The following is a 14084-nucleotide window of genomic DNA, read 5'->3' on the forward strand; positions in this document are numbered from 1 at the left end:
AGCGTCTTAGGAAGCTTGCTCGATCGGTGTTTCCTCAAATCGATTGAGCCAGTTGCGGATCGTTTTCTCGACGACTCCATGGCGTTCAGCCAACGTATCAATTTGATCGCCCTGCTTGCGCCTGATCGCCGCGAGAACGTGTTCTCGCAGCTTTCCTTCGTCTATCTGCTCTTTGAGGTCGTAGAGTTCCTCAAGCGTGATTTCGTCGAGCCGCCCCATTATCGACGCTACTACGTCTAACAGTAAATAACTCCTTAATCACTATGAGAGAATGTCGGCTGTCGTAGTCGTTGACGACACAGCGAACGTTGTGTTCGACACCGTGGTTTCTGATGAGTTCAAGACGGCGCTCAACCTAGTTGAACGTCGGACCACCGCCCCGCGTCGTCCGGTACCAGTCGTGCAGAGCGGGAGGACCGTTGATGCTGATGCCGACCAGGAATTCCTCGTCGGCGAGGTACCGACGCCACTTGTCGTCCAATCGCGCCCCGTTCGTCTACATCGTGTTGACAACACACGTGCCGGCCGACGCGTGTTTCTCCTAGAGATGGACTGCCGTCCGGAAGAAGTCGACGTCGAGCAGGGTCGGCTCGTCGCCCTACCAGGAGAACGTGACTTCCGGGCCCGGAAACACCTCGATGTGCTGCTCGATGTGTTCCTCAAGCGTCTCCTCGGACACGCGCGAGTTAGCCCTCTCCGGGTACAGGTGGTCTTATCCAGATAGTAACAGTACCGCACTCGAGATTGCACGCCGTCCCGGTCGGTTTGGTCATGACATGAAACGGCCGGTCAAGCGTCGGCGGTCTCTGGTTTCCGGTTGCCATCATCCTGCAGGAGAGCGATACAAGGGATCGTCAATGATCGTCCACAAATGTTCGCCATATTAAAAGGGGATCGACGTCGAGCGGTGGTCAATTGGGGTGTGGCTGGTTCCCTCGTGGAGCCGTAACACGGCAGGTCGTCGGGCGGGCGGGTGACCAATCTGCCCCGGACGCGACCGTCAATCGAACCCGGCGCGATCTGTCCAGGTTTCGTACTCGGGGTTCTCCGTCGGAAGCGAGGCGTCAACGTCGTCTCGCCACTCGCGGAGCCGCCTGCGGAGCTCGTCGACTTTCTCGGAGCGGTGGTCGGCGAGGTTACGCTGTTCGCGGACGTCCTCACCAAGGTGGTACAGTTCGACATGGTCATCCTCGAAGAACTCCACGAGCTTCCAGTCCCCGGCCCGCACGGCCGAAGCCGGCGTGCCGCCCTGGTTCCCGTAGTGGGGATAGTGCCAGAAGATGGCCTCGCGGTCGAGCGTTTTCCCGTCGAAGAGGGGACGGAGGTCTACGCCGTCGAGGGTCTGGTCGCCGGGGGAGTCGACGCCGGCTGCACCCAGCAGCGTGGGATAGATGTCAGGAGTCGTGACGGGCGTCTCGCAGAGGTCCGGAGCGCCGGGTTGGTCGGTGACGCCGGGCCAGCGCACAACGAACGGGACACGATTGCCCCCCTCAAGCATCCAGCCTTTCCCCTCACGCAGTGGTCGGTTGGTCGTGGGCGACCCTTCGGCCGTAGCGAGGCCGCCGTTGTCCGAGGTGAATACGACGACGGTGTTTTCGGCCTGGCCGCTCCGTTCGAGAGCAGCCAGCACCCGCCCGACGTTCCGGTCGAGCGCCTCGACCATCGCGGCGTACGTCGGGTGTGACTGGACCAGCCGGCGCTTGATGCGCCCGTCTTTCTTGTGTTCGGCGGGGAAGCGACCATCGACTTCGACCTCTTGAACCTTGTCCAAACCGAGTCGTTGACGCTTGCGCTCGTAGTTCTCGACGGTCTCCTCGGGCGCCTGAAGGGGTGTATGGACGAGATAGGGATTGTACTGGAGGAAGAACGGTTCTTCCGAATCGGCGCGGTCCTCGACGATTCCCGCGGCCTCCTCGCCGAGGCGGTCGGGGAGGTATCGACCCTCGTCTTCCGGGCCCTCGTCGAGCGTCGGGATGCCCCACGGGCCGAAGTAGCCGTTCGACGGGCTCCCCCACCCACAACCTCCGACGTTAACGTCGAAACCGTGGTCTTCAGGGTTGGAGTTCCGCTCTTCCCCCCCGAGATGCCACTTCCCCACGTGAACGGTCCCGTATCCGGCATCGGCGAACGCCTCGGCGAGCGTTGTCTCCTCGTCCGGCAATCGATGGTGGTACTCGGGCGGGAGAAGTTTCCCCCGCTCCTCACCGGCGATCCAGTTCGTGATACTGACGCAGGCCGGATACTTCCCGCTCATGACACTCGCGCGGGTTGGCGAACAGACCGGAGCCGAGGCGTAGGCGTCGGTGAATTGGATGCCGTCCCGGCTGAATGCGTCGATGTTCGGCGTCTCGTAGAAGGAACTCCCGTACGAGCCGATGTCCCGCCAGCCGAGGTCGTCGGCGATGATACAGAGGACGTTTGGCTGGTCTCGTGGCACGCCTTCGTTGTCGCAACTCTCGATAATAAACGTTGTGGCGAACAGAAAGGGTGTCAACCTTAGCGTGAAGGACGCGGTCGAGCAAGATTGAGTTGGTGACTCTGAGGATGCTCGACCGCGTGATTGAGCAAGCACGCGAGGAAGAAATATTTTCACGTGAAGATACGCCGACCGTCCTGCGCGTTGAAGCGGCGTTTCTGTATCACGCCGGGCTGTCGTATCGGCGCGTCGAGCGGGGAGCCGGGCGCTCACACGAGGCCGTGCGCCAGTGGTATCACCGATTAGCGAACCTATTTGAACCCCAGCTACCCATGCGACGGTGGCAGTCGATGAAACGAAAGTCAGCGTCGAAGACAACGAGGTGTCCGTCTGGGCGGCCGTCGATGTGGACACCTTCGAAGTCGTCCACATCGAGGTGTCTCCTGACCGATCCGACCTTGATGCGTTGCTGTTCATCAAGCAAGTGCTGAAGCGGTGTCGTGGCCAGCCGGTGATCGTTGTCGATCGCGGCCCGTGGTACAACTGGGCGCTCGACAACCTCGATCTCTACGAATCACGCCGGGAAACGTGGGGGAACGGTCACTTGTCGAAGCCTGGTTCGGCCTCTTCAAATACCGAACCGGGCTCTTCTATAGCCGGTTCCCCACTACAGCTCCTGGAAATCCGTCGAACGCTGGGCCAGAGTCTTCGCCGCAATCCACAATGCCATCACCCAACCTTGACACCCTTATAGACGGTGGTTGTGTTTAGTTAAGTACGAAAAGGGATAGGAAAATTTCTTGGTGCCTATGCCAGAAAACGCCCGCATCAGCGGACATAGAGACTGGATCGACTTGGAGTTTGTGGAGCGCGAGCGGACACCCGACCCAGCGCTGGCGCTCGGTATTCAATCGCACGTTGCGGGACTGTCGCTGTCGAATACAGTTGGGTTACTCGAAGACTTGAATGTCCAGCGCAGTCGGAAAGCGATCCACGATTGGGTCCAGAAAGCCGAACTACAGCCCGAGGCCGGCCAGAACCCGAATCACGTCATGCTCGACGAGACGGTGATTCGGATAAACGACAAGCAATACTGGCTGTATGCCGCCGCCGATCCTGAGGCAAATCACTTGCTGCACGTGCGGTTGTTTTCGACGATTACCACCGCACTCACGGAGATGTTCCTTCAGGAACTCCGCGAGAAACACGACGTCAAAACCGCCGTGTTTCGCGTCTATGGGGCCCAACATCTCCAAACTGCACTCCGCCAGGTAAAACTCCGATTTCAGATAGGACGCCAGGGAAAATTGGAACGTTGTCGAACGGATTTTCGGAGAACTCAAGTGCCGCAACTCGCCGTTATCGACCTGCTCCAACCTGTTGAACCGGAATCATGGCTTCAGGCCTTCGCTTGCTGGCGCAACGCTACTAACTAAACGCGACCTGAGTTCCTGGGGAAACTTCTTAACTGGCGGCATTAGTAAAGAATAACGTGCCACGCACAACGGCGTTTGAGACCGTGGTACATCAAATACCAATCCGACAATGCAGGACCTATTACTTGGTTTCTACGGAGACGATTTTACTGGTTCGACGGATGCTATGGACGCCCTCGCGAGAAATGGGATTGAGACAGTCCTCTTCTTGTCGCCCCCAGACAAGAGTGACCTAAACCGACTTGACGAAGTTCAAGTGGTGGGTATTGCCGGGAGGAGTCGTTCAATGAATCCCACCGAGATGGAAGACGAACTCGGGTCGGCCTTCAACGCGCTCTCGTTGATGGGGGCACCGCTACTCCACTACAAGATTTGTTCGACATTCGACTCCTCGCCGAACATCGGGAGTATCGGGAAAGCAATCGACCTTGGAGCCAAAGCGTTCGACACATCGACTGTGCCATTGCTGCCTGGTGCCCCACCGCTCGGGCGGTACGTCCTCTTTGGAAATATGTTTGCCGAGTACAACGGGGACATCTATCGTCTTGACCGACATCCAACAATGAGCGATCACCCAGTCACCCCGATGGACGAGAGTGACTTGTTACGACACCTGTCAAAGCAGACGGACAGAGAGATGGACCTTATCGATGTCAGCCAACTCCGAGACGCCCCCATTGAGGCTTACCGCGAGAAGCAAGACGAGGCCGATATCACCTTTTTCGACGCACTCGACCGATCGGACCTCACACGCGCTGGTAAGGCCATCTGGAAGGAACACAGCGAGGATATGGCGGCCACGCCTGAGTTCATCGTCGGATCCTCGGGTGTCGAGTACGCCCTTGCGTCCCACTGGGAGACAGAGGACTTCGTTTCAGAGACGTCCGATTTCACCGAACTTGAACCAGTCTATCAGACTGTCGTCATGTCGGGGAGCGCATCCCTAGTGACGGACATCCAAATTTCGGCGGCCGCGGATCACGGATTTAGGAAGGTCCGTCTTGAGACAGAGCGACTTGTTGACCCCGACGAGCGGGACGCTGAACGTGAACGCGTGGTCGCGGACGCCGGCCAGTCGCTGGACCACGGTGAGAGCGTGGTGATATACACTGCGAGAGGGCCCGACGACCAGAGGATCGAACGCACCACGGCAATCGCCGAGGAAATGTGCGTTCAACCGGGTGACGTCGGACGGCGCATCGGGACAGTGCAAGGGGAAATCCTTAGCAAACTTGTCGTTGACCACGATCTATCGAGGGTCTGTATCGCCGGCGGGGACACGTGCGGGCACGCGACGCCCATGCTCGGTATCACGGCGGTCCGAACCCGGTATCCACTCGCACCCGGTAGCCCGGTTTGTGATGCGCTCAACTGCGACCTTGTGGATGATAATCTGCAGGTGGCTCTGAAAGGTGGTCAGCTTGGCGGTTCCGACTACTTTGTCAAAATCCTCGAAGGCAGCAAGTACTGCGACGATCAGAGCAGCTGATCACAGGTACCAGTTCGTGCCCGAGCGGTCGAAATCTGGCCCGACCCATCTCTATCTGAACGGCACTTTTTGATTCTGGTGAGTCCGATGTTATGTGACTGTTCGAAATAGCTACCGCATTATCCTCTAGAAGTTATCTTATAATATTTATATATAAGTTGTCAATATATGAGTCAATACTCGAGTTTCAACTCAAGTTAGTTTGCCGTTCCGAGAAGGCTGTCGGTCGACCCGATCGTCGGAAAGGCGGTGTGCCGGTCCTGAGATGGTGAGGGCCGCGGATGGTCCATCCTCGTTGACAATCGGGACGCCTATTGCCCAGAGGTTTTCGATGTATTTCTCGTCATTGAAGGCGAGGTTACGGTCGCGGATCGCCTACCTGCTACTGTCGCATGCATTGGGAAACGCTTGCCTATCTCGGTATCGGCGATGACTCCGCAATTCTCCAGCTTTCGGTGGATACAGACCGAATCTCCCAACTCCTCAATGAACAGGTTCGCGCGCTCTTCGGTCTCGATGGCGAGCTCTTCGATATGCGGTTCGGAGACGTCCGCAAGATCGGTCCGGTACCGAACGCCGTTCCCGAACCGCAGGAACTCCGTGCTCAGCTGGATTTGTTGCCCATTACTCACGACGAAATCCTGCTCTTCAAGTGTTTTCACGTGCCTATGGGCCGTGCTCATGGCGATGTCCAGTGCCTCCGAGATCTCGGTTAATTGTGCTCCGTCCTACTGATGGAGAAAGTTGTCGACCGCCAGCATTGTGTTTCCCGCTCTGACTGTCGATGTTTCGACTTCGTCACCCATCGTGCAACCCAGTAGATTTCATATGTGCTTAGAATTTCCGGAAGATAGAATCAAATCATAATAATAGATATTTTGAGGCTATCGGAATCTTGTTTAGTTAGTGGTATTGTGCCAGCGAGCGAAGGTTTGAAGCCATGATTCGGCGGTTTCGGGTCCACGTGACTGAAGCAGTTCAAGAATGACGACGTTCGGCGCTTGAGTTCTCCGAAAGATCCGTTCGACAATCGCTTTGCGACTCCGACCGACACCCCAGGCTTCGAGCAATTCGACGGAATTCGATAGCGATAGTCCCGAAACGTGCGATTGAATACTCAACGCCATCGCTGGCTCGGATGTCTGTTCGCGCTCGACAAAGTCCAAATCGATCCAGTTTCTATGTCCGCTGAGGCGGCCAATTTCTGGCATGGACATCAAGAAATCCGTCCGCCTCACCTTTCACGCTTAACTAAACACGATTTCTCCGACGAAGCTAATTTATATCTGTCTGGGAAACGTCGTTGGTGTAAAGTCAATATGAGAACTGTCTTTCCCACAGGAACGACGCTTTACTAGCCAGAAGACGCTGCCAACGGGTACACGCTTTTTCCGCAAAAAGTGGATAATGGGCCAGGTGCGGTACTGATTGATATGAATGGAAAGATCATCAATCAATGGACATTCGATACTGGAAACGTGAATGGTTCTGTTTCCCGAGTTGAGCTTCTTAAGAACAGGCACGTTGCTGTTCTCATGGGTGGTGGGTGGTCAGATCCGACCGGAGTCCAAGAGTACGACTGGGATAGCGGTCTGGTCTCGGAGTACCTTGTTCCGTCTGGCTATCGAACCCATCACGACTTCGATAAGAAATCGAACGGTAACTGGTTATTCATTTGCTATGAGAGCGTTCCCGAAGAGAACCGAAAGATGGCTCAGCACCCTCGTCGACGAGAGGAACTGTACTCTGATGTCATCTTGGAAGTGACGCCAGATAAGGAGATCGTCTGGGAATACGTTCACGAAACCGGAAATTCAAACCGATCACATCGATATCCTTACGATTACTGTCCAGCGCTACAAAAACTGGAATCCCCCCGAAGAATGCCCAGTGTCTCCACCGGAATCCATGCGAGTAGAGCGATAACGACTCCGGAAGGCGTAGCATCCCTAAGGACAGATATCCACCTCGTTGTCGTCGTGCAAGTCATAGAATAACTCTCCGAACATTTAGCGCCGAATCCCTTGGTGCGTGAATCGGGGAACGAGGGTAGAGAGACTGGAGTGGACTGGAGTGTATCAAGCACGCTAGGATGACTGGCCGGAGTGTCGTGAGGGTATCTTGAAGTAGCTCGCACATATGCTCCAGACGGATATGCTCGTAGAAAGTTACGTCCGGACGCGTCAGTCGTTAGTTGAAAAACAGACTGTCAAGAACAATCATGTCGAACCAGTCAGAGGCCGCAGATCAGCGCTCGAACATGAAATCGTCCAGAGACTCCAGTTTCCAATCGTCGAGGACATCACCCGGGGCATCGGGAAATCCATTGACGCCTTTCCAACTTGCTAATTGATGGATACGATCGGGTTCGTGAGCTTCGAACGAGAATCCATCGAGGTCACCGTCACACAGTACCTCGTCGAGCCCATGGTCCTGAAGGTCCTGAACCGCGGCGGAGCGAAAGCGCGCGGCGACATTTGCGTCATCGGTGGCACGGTTCACGAGTTCGTTGGGATCATCCGCTAGGTGGAAGAGTTGTTCGCGATCGCCGTTCGCCAGCCAGATGTACTTCCATTCGCCCTCCCGTACCATAATCTTGAACTGACGGGTCCTAGGTTCTCCGTAGTATCCCAGCAGTCGCTCCCGCGGTTCGATTTCGTCGTTCAGGAGACCGAGTACGTCGATACCATCGCGAGTCTCTCCCTCCCCTGCCACTCGGGTGGCGATACCGAAGAGATCAGTCAGGCAGACTAGGTCATCATTGCGTTCGCCTGCTGGGACCTCGCCGGGCCACGAAACGACGAAGGGGACGTTCGCCGACTGTTCGAAGAACGACTCTTTCTGCCAGGCGTGATGATCGCCGAGGTGCTCACCGTGGTCGGAGAAAAAGCAGACGACCGTGTTTTCGCGGTTACCCGTTTCTTCAAGAGCGTCGAGCACACGCCCGAGACACTGGTCGATGTATGAGATCTCCCCATAATAGCGCGCCCGAAGCGTCCGCACCCGCAGATCGTCGACCGGTTCGTCCCCATCGGATGCCCAGATGAGATAGTTCATCCACGGGATTTGCTCATCCATGTGGTCGACGTCGATATCACCGCGGATGGGTAATCGCATCTCGTCAGGATCATACATTCGGTTGAACGGCACGGGCGGAGCCAGTGGCGGATGGGGGCCGATGAACGAGAGGAACCCGAAGAATGGACGATCGTCGTCCTGTTCGATCAGGTCGATCGCCCGGTCGGCAGCCCAGTTCTCCACAGTTACCTCAGCCGGTAACGGACTCATCTGTGGCATATAGTACATTTCGGTCCGTTCGCCGTGAGGCTGTTCGAGGAAGTCGTACTCGGGATATTCGTCAGCGAGGAAAGACCCGTATGCGTCTCGTTCCTTGCGGTTCTCGACAGTATTGTACAGCTCTTCGCTGCGGAGGTGTGTCTCGTACCCGAGGTCCTCGTAGGTGGGTTTCGTATGGAACTTGCCGACGCCGAAGGTCCGGTATCCCCGTTCTCGCATCGCACGAGGCAGATAAGTGCCCGCCCGCTCTTCGACGGTTTCGTCGGTAGGGCCCGGACCGCCGTTCGCATAGTAGTCGGTCGTGGGGGGCTCACAGCCCGTTCGTATGTTGTACCGGGCAGGAACACACACGGGCGTTTGCGAATAGGCATTTGTGAAGGCAACGCCGGACTCCACGAGTCGATCGAAGTTCGGTGTATGGACCGAGTCGTTCCCCAACGCACCGATCGTGTCGGCACGTTGCTGGTCAGTCATCACGAACAGGACGTTCGGCCGCTGATCGGGCATACAAAATGTACATAACTGTACTAGATAATAGTTGTGATCACTCCTCGACACGGTGTGTCAGCTTGTGATACCGTTGGATGAGAGACTGTCCACATCTCCGCGCGTCTCCATTCGACTAGGGGTGGACATTATGGAATGAGAACACGGGATCTCTCAGCTAGACGAGTGAATGTCGCCATGTCGTTGTCCCCATCGCTTCGTCTAGACCGGTAATATCGGCAGGCTTATGTTAACGTATATCAAATTAAGATTAGGATGAAATCTGAAACCGATGCTCCGGTGAAAGCGACCCGAGTTAGTATGGACATCGTTCAATTGTTGCGGGAACTAGATGGAGCGACGACGATGGAGGTCGCAAACCAGCTCGGCCTCCCACGGAGTACGGCCTATGATCACCTGAGGACGTTAGAGAAATTGGAACTGGTTGTCAACGACGATGGCATGTACAAGGTGGGAACGAAGTTTCTCGAGTTCGGTGGGTATGCCCGCAAAAAGAAGAAGATATTTGAGATCGGCAAGCCGGAATTGCAGGAACTAGCAGAAGATACAGGAGAGAACGCCAATCTGATGATCGAAGAACACGGGCGGGGCGTGTTCCTCTTCACCGCGGAGGGGGAGAACGCCGTCGAACTCGACACCCACCACGGATATCGTGTCCATCTCCAGACGACTGCACTCGGCAAAGCGATGATGGCTCACATGGATGAAGATCATGTCCGCGAAATTCTTGAACGGCACGGCATGCCGGCGATCACGGATAATACGGTCACCGACGAGGAGAAATTATTCAAACAGTTCAACGAAATTCGTGAGCAAGGCTATGCGGTGGACTTCGAAGAGCGCGTGCGCAGGATGCGCTGTATTGCCGCACCGATACTGGACGACAGCGACAGAGCACGGGGGGCCGTCTCTATCTCGGGCCCGAAGACTCGTATGCTGGGCCAGCGCTTCGAGGACGAGATCCCACAGAAGGTGATCCGGGCGGCCAACGTTATCGAAGTCAATATGAACTACGCTTGATCTGACAGCCGTTCAGATCCTATGTATTCCCCGTGCTTCGTAGGAAAAGAACGGGATCAGCGGTGTATTCCTCTTCTTGACTTCGTGCGAAGTCACGGCCAGACTGCCCCCCACACGCTGACTTGGCACAACTGGACGCCAGGGTTATTCCGGAAGGGGGTCCATATGCCCGAGCAGTTCTAGACGTTCCTCTGGGACCACGTCCACACAACGGCCGGCCGCTATCGCGTGAAGGTTGACGCGTAGGATGTCGTCAACAAGGCTGTCGCCGACGAGGGCTTGATACGAGGGAGTCATTGTTACTAGGCGCTCGGTGAGGAGTTCCTCGCCCTGGCGTTCACATGAGCTGACGAGTTCGCACCCGAGGCCAATCCGTACTATAACGACTACGGCACCGATGTGGTTAATGAGAAGTCGGACCGCCGTCCGCGATCTCGTCTTGCGGTTGCTCAACCGCGACGTCCCCATCTACGGCGTCGGCCCCCAGCTGCATATCACCCACAGGGAACGCACCCCTGAGTTCGTCGCCGAGAACGTCTGGCGATTCAGGAGTTGGGGCTGGACATCCAGATCATCGAGCTGGACATCGCTTATCTGCCCACGGAGGATCTCAGCGACGTCAAGGCCACCTGGGAGTTTCTATCGCGTATCGGTGAGGTGTGTCTCGACGAGGCCAACGGTATGTTTGTCGTCTGGTGCATACGCGACTCCGAATTGTGGATCACCGAGTGGTTCTCCGACCTGAGTGACTCTTGGCTGTTCGACGCCCACAACGATCCCAAACCGGCCTACCACATGATAAATGAGACGTTGCCAACACACTAATGGGACGGTTCGAATAGGAACTGGGGACCTGGCCGAAGACTGTCCTGACGCTGTGGACTGGGTCTATATTCAGAGTTCGACGCGCTGACCCGTATTGCCGGATTCGTAGGTCGACATCATCGCCCGTATGTCGGTAAGTCCGTGTTCGCCGTCAGGGGCGATCTCCATGTCAGTGAGCACGCCAGTCGCGAAGTAGTCAAACTCCTCAATCATCTCGGAGGGCTCCTCTACCCCTACGCTCTCTTCTTCGCCGCCAGCGCAGACGGTGATCCGTCGGTCGCCGTCGATTGCGAACGGTTGGTCGATCCGAATGCGACCGTGGGTGCCGCCGACCTCAAAGTAGTTGTCGGCGGCGACTCGGTAGCCAGTGTCGCAGTGGGCGACCGGCCCTTCGGGGAACTGCATAGTGAACGCGCAGTACTCTTCGAGGCCATCGAACTCTGGGGGGCCCTCGACCATCGTTGCTTGGACTGCAATTGGGTCCGCGTCGAGGACGAACCTCGACGTGTTGAGTGGGTAGACGCCCAGGTCCATCAACGGGCCGCCGCCCGCTAAGTCCGGATTCAGACGCCACTGGTCCATCTTTCCGCCGGTCGCAACCAGGTTGTTGGAGAACGCGCCCCGCGTGTGTACCGGTTCACCGATGGCTCCGTCCTGCACCAGATCACGGACATACCGGACCGACCGAGCTGTATGCATCCGATAGGCAGTCATTAGTTCGACGCCCGCCTCTTTACAGACTCCGACACACCGTTCGGCTCGCTCGACGGTCGCTTCCAGCGGTTTCTCGCAGAGGACGTCCTTGCCGAACTCCGCCGCCGCCTCGACGTGGGGGAGATGGAGGGCGTTCGGCGTCACGACGTAAACAGCGTCGTAGGCGTCGAGCGCCTTGCCGTCGGCGTAGTCATCGTATGTTAGGGCATGGTCAACGTCGTTTTCGTCGGCGACCCGTTCGGCCTTCTCCCCGCCGCCACTGACGACCATGGTCGTCTCGCAGTGCTTTGACTTCTCGATAGCCGGGATGGCGACGTCCCGGCCGAACCATCCCAAGCCGATAACCGCGAAGCGGACCGGACCGCCCTCGACGGATCGCTCCCAATCACGCTCGATGAACTCACTTGGTAGTTTGATCTCCATACTAGAACGAATAAGCTGACCAATATAAAGGGGTGCGGTAGCAGAACGCACAGCCTCATCTCTGCGTTACTGTCAACATGTAGTTCCGCTTATCACGATGTGACATGATACCGTGGCCGCCGAACTAAGGCAGGAGTGCGCACCGGATATTGCGGGAAATGTTCCACGACAGGCACATCAGCGTGGGTCGATGCAATCTCCAATGTTCTATGAGTGCCACGACACCCACAATCTCAGCGAGTTTTTCGCTCGGGGTGGAACTGCGCTGCAGCAGCCGTCAACTACACTGAGGGGACGGAGGATACGCGGGGCGGTTTCTTCGCGGAGCTGGTCGACGGTGGCGGCGAGTGTCTGGTTACGGTCGAGACCTGGCGAATCACCGAGGCCGACGCCTGGGAGTCGGACACGTTCGAGACGTCGTTCAGTCTGGTGACTACGCACCAGGAACACTACGACGCAAGACAGGCGCCCGACGGGTGGACCGAAGTCGGATTCGACGACGGGGACTGGCGTTCTGCCGTAGCAGTCGGTGGGACGCACTGGGACGGCACTGATGCCCAGTCAGTGTCAGCAGTCCCCCGGTGGAATCACCTCATTGAACGGAATAACCCGGAGATAGGGACGAATCAATGTACGCTCGATCGTATAAAGGGAAACAGCCGGCAAATTCGAGAACCGCTGTTTTGTAACTCTCGAAACGTAACTAGACACTACTGTATCATTGAGAATAGTGGCCTCGTCACCGCGTCATTGTTTCCCATTGTTCCCGCGGGATCCGGTGTTTGAGCGGCTCGCCCGCTGCGAAACGTTCGATGTCGTCGACTACGGCCGCAGCAAGCGGCGGGCGAATTTGCGAGCCTCCAACGTGCGGCGTCAGCAGAACGTTCTCGAGACTGCGGAGTTCGTGTTCTTCGGGGAGCGGTTCTTCGTGATGCACGTCGAGCACCGCAGAGAGACGACCGGAGCGCAACTCCTTGAGGAGTGGCTCTTCCTCGACGATCTCCGCGCGGGCAGTATTGACCAGTAGTCCACCATCAGGGATCGTCGAGAGGTGTTCGGCATCAATCATCCCTTCCGTTTCAGGGGTGCGCGCAGCGTGGATAGACACGATCTCGGCGTTGAGCGCTGTATCGAGGTCCACGAACGTCGCAAACGGGTAGTCTTCCAGAACCGATTTATTTACGTACGGATCATAGACACGGACGTTCGGTTCGAACGGGACCAAGTGCTCGATCAATTTGTGGCCGATGGTTCCGAGACCGACGAGACTGATCGTCGCGTCGTACAAGGTATTAATCTCGTGATCGGCCCTGTTCCATTCTCCCGAGTGCATACTGGTGTCCAACGCTGAAATCGCGCGTCGCTCCGCGAGTAACGCGGCGATAGTGTGTTCGGCCGTGTGGTCGGCCATGACGTCGTTCGCGCTTACGACCGGAATTCTGTCCTCGTAGACATCCCGAGAGGCGATATCTGCGACAGTACCACCCGCATGTGCCAGCAATCTCAGGTTGTCGGCACCTGAGAGGACGGTCCCCGTTACTTGCGTGCTCCCCCATCCCGTAATCAATACGTCGGCGCCTTTCACGCGTTTCCGGAGTTCTGCTTCGGTATAGTTTTCGGTTGTCTCGTTCCACGTTACCGTTCCAATAGACGTGAGTCGGTCGCGAACGGCTGGGGGAAAAAAGTCGGTGCAAAGACCGGTGTCAGGCATCGCGACGTGAATCCGCATAATCATGTTCCCGAAGCCAATCTAATAAACCTACCGCGATACAGCGTCGTCCGTTTTCTTTACTTGACTGTGGCAACGAATCACGGAACCGCTCTGGAGAGGGACTCGCGTTCCGCCCGAACAGCTGTCTCGTAGTCTGCCGTCGGGTCGACGAACTCCATCTCGAGGTATCCGTCGAACCCGTTCTGGTCGAACACCGCTACAACCAAGTAAGCTCCCCAAAGGGGG

17 protein-coding genes and 1 pseudogene are annotated in these 14084 nt (G+C 56.9%); 8 read left to right on the plus strand and 10 right to left on the minus strand.

Annotated elements, in window-relative coordinates; translation table 11 throughout:
- Window positions 1–6 precede the first annotated feature (6 nt).
- On the minus strand, window positions 7–219 hold the full coding sequence (locus tag MW898_RS22205) for a helix-turn-helix domain-containing protein (protein WP_248910446.1): 213 nt from the start codon (window positions 217–219) through the stop codon (window positions 7–9).
- A 52-nt stretch (window positions 220–271) separates the two neighbouring features.
- On the opposite strand from MW898_RS22205, the gene MW898_RS22210 reads away from it, so the two are divergent.
- A complete protein-coding gene (locus tag MW898_RS22210; RefSeq protein WP_248910447.1) occupies window positions 272–724 on the plus strand; it encodes a hypothetical protein in 453 nt (150 codons plus the stop codon).
- Between the two features lie 276 nt (window positions 725–1000).
- Here the strand turns inward: MW898_RS22210 and MW898_RS22215 are convergent, their stop codons facing one another.
- Entirely contained in the window at window positions 1001–2689 is a 1689-nt protein-coding gene (locus MW898_RS22215; RefSeq protein ID WP_248910448.1) for a sulfatase, read from the minus strand.
- Between the two features lie 67 nt (window positions 2690–2756).
- Between MW898_RS22215 and MW898_RS22220 the strand changes: the two genes are divergently transcribed.
- The 3 genes from MW898_RS22220 to MW898_RS22230 all read left to right on the plus strand — a co-directional run bounded on the left by MW898_RS22220 (window position 2757) and on the right by MW898_RS22230 (window position 5341).
- On the plus strand, window positions 2757–3170 hold the full coding sequence (locus tag MW898_RS22220) for a DDE-type integrase/transposase/recombinase (RefSeq protein WP_248910449.1): 414 nt from the start codon (window positions 2757–2759) through the stop codon (window positions 3168–3170).
- Between the two features lie 55 nt (window positions 3171–3225).
- Entirely contained in the window at window positions 3226–3852 is a 627-nt protein-coding gene (locus MW898_RS22225; RefSeq protein ID WP_248910450.1) for an IS6 family transposase, read from the plus strand.
- A 109-nt stretch (window positions 3853–3961) separates the two neighbouring features.
- On the plus strand, window positions 3962–5341 hold the full coding sequence (locus MW898_RS22230; protein ID WP_264556849.1) for a four-carbon acid sugar kinase family protein: 1380 nt from the start codon (window positions 3962–3964) through the stop codon (window positions 5339–5341).
- 192 nt (window positions 5342–5533) lie between these two features.
- Here MW898_RS22230 and MW898_RS26415 read toward each other — a convergent pair whose 3' ends face one another.
- The 3 genes and pseudogenes from MW898_RS26415 to MW898_RS22240 form a co-directional block, all read right to left on the minus strand.
- Window positions 5534–5713: an IclR family transcriptional regulator domain-containing protein gene (locus MW898_RS26415; RefSeq protein WP_368409231.1), complete on the minus strand. Its 180-nt coding sequence runs from the start codon at window positions 5711–5713 to the stop codon at window positions 5534–5536.
- Window positions 5653–6024 (minus strand): IclR family transcriptional regulator domain-containing protein, encoded by a 372-nt coding sequence (locus tag MW898_RS26420; RefSeq protein ID WP_368409222.1) that lies wholly within the window; start codon window positions 6022–6024, stop codon window positions 5653–5655. The genes MW898_RS26415 and MW898_RS26420 overlap by 61 nt, the downstream gene beginning before the upstream one ends.
- Before the next feature lie 216 nt (window positions 6025–6240).
- Window positions 6241–6552, minus strand: a pseudogene (locus MW898_RS22240) (hypothetical protein).
- A gap of 189 nt (window positions 6553–6741) precedes the next feature.
- Here MW898_RS22240 and MW898_RS22245 point away from each other — a divergent pair.
- Entirely contained in the window at window positions 6742–7338 is a 597-nt protein-coding gene (locus tag MW898_RS22245; RefSeq protein WP_264556848.1) for an aryl-sulfate sulfotransferase, read from the plus strand.
- A 250-nt stretch (window positions 7339–7588) separates the two neighbouring features.
- On the opposite strand, the gene MW898_RS22250 is transcribed toward MW898_RS22245, so the two are convergent.
- On the minus strand, window positions 7589–9145 hold the full coding sequence (locus tag MW898_RS22250) for a sulfatase family protein (RefSeq protein ID WP_248910454.1): 1557 nt from the start codon (window positions 9143–9145) through the stop codon (window positions 7589–7591).
- Window positions 9146–9400: 255 nt separating this feature from the next.
- Here MW898_RS22250 and MW898_RS22255 point away from each other — a divergent pair, with 255 nt between their 5' ends.
- Window positions 9401–10165 carry an IclR family transcriptional regulator gene (locus MW898_RS22255; protein WP_248910455.1) on the plus strand — a complete coding sequence of 255 codons (765 nt, stop codon included), beginning with the start codon at window positions 9401–9403 and terminating at the stop codon, window positions 10163–10165.
- A 144-nt stretch (window positions 10166–10309) separates the two neighbouring features.
- Here MW898_RS22255 and MW898_RS22260 read toward each other — a convergent pair whose 3' ends face one another.
- A complete protein-coding gene (locus MW898_RS22260) occupies window positions 10310–10462 on the minus strand; it encodes a hypothetical protein (protein WP_248910456.1) in 153 nt (50 codons plus the stop codon).
- 255 nt (window positions 10463–10717) lie between these two features.
- Here MW898_RS22260 and MW898_RS22265 point away from each other — a divergent pair, with 255 nt between their 5' ends.
- Window positions 10718–10990 (plus strand): endo-1,4-beta-xylanase, encoded by a 273-nt coding sequence (locus MW898_RS22265; protein WP_248910457.1) that lies wholly within the window; start codon window positions 10718–10720, stop codon window positions 10988–10990.
- A gap of 69 nt (window positions 10991–11059) precedes the next feature.
- Here MW898_RS22265 and gfo6 read toward each other — a convergent pair whose 3' ends face one another.
- A complete protein-coding gene (gene gfo6 / locus MW898_RS22270) occupies window positions 11060–12178 on the minus strand; it encodes a D-xylose 1-dehydrogenase Gfo6 (protein ID WP_248910458.1) in 1119 nt (372 codons plus the stop codon).
- Window positions 12179–12340: 162 nt separating this feature from the next.
- Here gfo6 and MW898_RS22275 point away from each other — a divergent pair, with 162 nt between their 5' ends.
- A complete protein-coding gene (locus MW898_RS22275) occupies window positions 12341–12913 on the plus strand; it encodes an alpha-L-rhamnosidase N-terminal domain-containing protein (protein ID WP_248910459.1) in 573 nt (190 codons plus the stop codon).
- Here the strand turns inward: MW898_RS22275 and MW898_RS22280 are convergent.
- Both MW898_RS22280 and MW898_RS25830 read right to left on the minus strand, forming a co-directional pair.
- Window positions 12867–13856, minus strand: a complete 990-nt coding sequence (locus tag MW898_RS22280; RefSeq protein ID WP_248910460.1) for a hydroxyacid dehydrogenase — start codon at window positions 13854–13856, stop codon at window positions 12867–12869. The genes MW898_RS22275 and MW898_RS22280 overlap by 47 nt on opposite strands.
- Window positions 13857–13936: 80 nt before the next feature.
- Window positions 13937–14065, minus strand: coding sequence for a hypothetical protein (locus tag MW898_RS25830; RefSeq protein ID WP_264556846.1), 129 nt, complete (start codon window positions 14063–14065; stop codon window positions 13937–13939).
- Between the last annotated feature and the right edge of the window lie 19 nt (window positions 14066–14084).

Origin of the sequence: Halocatena marina, assembly GCF_023276375.1 — an archaeon.
Classification (GTDB): domain Archaea; phylum Halobacteriota; class Halobacteria; order Halobacteriales; family Haloarculaceae; genus Halocatena; species Halocatena marina.

Excerpts from the sequence above, each read along its gene's own strand:
- MW898_RS22205 (WP_248910446.1), bottom strand. The coding sequence starts at position 219 with ATGGGGCGGCTCGACGAAATCACGCTTGAGGAACTCTACGACCTCAAA.
- MW898_RS22210 (WP_248910447.1), top strand. The coding sequence starts at position 272 with ATGTCGGCTGTCGTAGTCGTTGACGACACAGCGAACGTTGTGTTCGAC.
- MW898_RS22225 (WP_248910450.1), top strand. The coding sequence starts at position 3,226 with ATGCCAGAAAACGCCCGCATCAGCGGACATAGAGACTGGATCGACTTG.
- MW898_RS22230 (WP_264556849.1), top strand. The coding sequence starts at position 3,962 with ATGCAGGACCTATTACTTGGTTTCTACGGAGACGATTTTACTGGTTCG.
- MW898_RS26420 (WP_368409222.1), bottom strand. The coding sequence starts at position 6,024 with ATGAGCACGGCCCATAGGCACGTGAAAACACTTGAAGAGCAGGATTTC.
- MW898_RS22250 (WP_248910454.1), bottom strand. The coding sequence starts at position 9,145 with ATGCCCGATCAGCGGCCGAACGTCCTGTTCGTGATGACTGACCAGCAA.
- MW898_RS22255 (WP_248910455.1), top strand. The coding sequence starts at position 9,401 with ATGAAATCTGAAACCGATGCTCCGGTGAAAGCGACCCGAGTTAGTATG.
- MW898_RS22260 (WP_248910456.1), bottom strand. The coding sequence starts at position 10,462 with ATGACTCCCTCGTATCAAGCCCTCGTCGGCGACAGCCTTGTTGACGAC.
- MW898_RS22280 (WP_248910460.1), bottom strand. The coding sequence starts at position 13,856 with ATGCGGATTCACGTCGCGATGCCTGACACCGGTCTTTGCACCGACTTT.